1 protein-coding gene is annotated in these 1,374 nt (G+C 76.0%); it reads right to left on the reverse strand.

The genetic code is table 11. The features are described 5' to 3' along the window. Window positions 1-25 precede the first annotated feature (25 nt). Window positions 26-1,374, reverse strand: a 1,349-nt coding sequence (locus ACZJYS_RS24315) for a hypothetical protein (protein ID WP_493180646.1), incomplete at its 5' end; no start/stop codon positions are given.

A 1,374-nucleotide genomic window follows, 5' to 3' on the forward strand; every position in this document is an offset into this window, starting at 1 on the left:
AGCAGCCCGGCGGCGGGAAGGCGCATCATGGCAGGGCCACCTCGGTGCCGGAGCACAGGCCAAAGCGGGGTCGGTCCACCTCCCGCCCGTCGCGGAAGACGGCGCGCAGGTGGCCGGTGCAGCCCACCGCCTCGGGCGGGGCGAAATCCAGCGTCTCGCCACGGCCGAGCACGGTGCTGCCCAGCCGGTCCGGCCCGCGCGGCGCACCCACGGCATCGACGTACAGCTCGACCAGCGGCGCTTGGCCGGCGTTGCGCAGGCGCACGCTGCCCTCGCGCGGCGGGCCCTGCTCCAGCGTGCCGGCGCCCTGGTCCAGCCGCTCCGCCAGCACCCAGCCGGGGCGCAGCACGATCAGCGCGGTGTCGCAGATGTTCACGCCGCGCCGCTCCTCGGCGCCGCCATTGCCGAACACCACCCGCAGGTCGATCTCGCAGGCGCTGCGCAGCACCACCTCGGCGCGGGCACCGCGCTCCAGCGCGCCGGCAGGCAGGCGGTCCTCGCCCCAGTCGGTGTCGTCGGTGGCGGAGGCATAGACCTCCTGCACCGGCGCGGCGTGGCGGTTGAGCAGGGTGAAGGCGCGCTCCGGCGGGCGCGGGATGCCGCTGCCGTCGAACAGGATGGAGGTGCCGGCGCAGAGATCGGCGCCCGGCTTCTCCTCCGCCGTCTCGTCGTCATACACCACGCGCAGGTCCAGCTGGCAGGCGCGGCTGCGCAGCCGCAGGCGGAAGGTGGTGCCGGGCTCCACCATCACCGGGCCGAGCCGGTCATGGCCCCAGGCCGGGGCGCCGGAGCGCCCGGCGGCGCCCGTGCCGTTCGCCGTGCCGGTTGCCGTGCCGGCATAGAGGTTGCGGATGGCGCGGCCGGTGCCGTTGGCGATCTCGGCCTCCCGCCAGGGGATGGCGGGGTCGCCGAAGCTGACGCGGCTGTTGCGGCAGAGATCGACGCGGCGGCGCTCCTCCACCGTGTCGTCCTCGAACACGGCGGTGAGGTCGAAGAGGCATTCGCGCGCGCGGCCAAGGCGCAGGCGGGTGGTGGCCTCGGGCGCCACCGTCTCGGTGCCCAGCCGGTCCGGGCCGCGGCCGGGGGCGCCGCTCGGCATGGCGTAGAGCTCGCGCAGCGCGAGGTCGGTGTCGTTCACCACCGTCGCCTCGCGCAGCGGCGCGCTGGGGTCGCCGAAGGTGACGCGGCTGCTGCGGCAGAGATCGACGCCGCGCTTCTCCTCGGCGCTGCCATCGGCCAGCACCACGCGCACATCGAACAGGCAGAGGCGCTGCCGGCCGAGCGGCACGCGCAGCGCGGCGCCGCTGGGCAGGCTGTCCTCGCCCAGCCGGTCCGGCCCCTGCTCGACGCTGCCGGCGGGGGCGATGTAGAGCT

The organism is Roseomonas sp. TS2, from assembly GCF_058833935.1.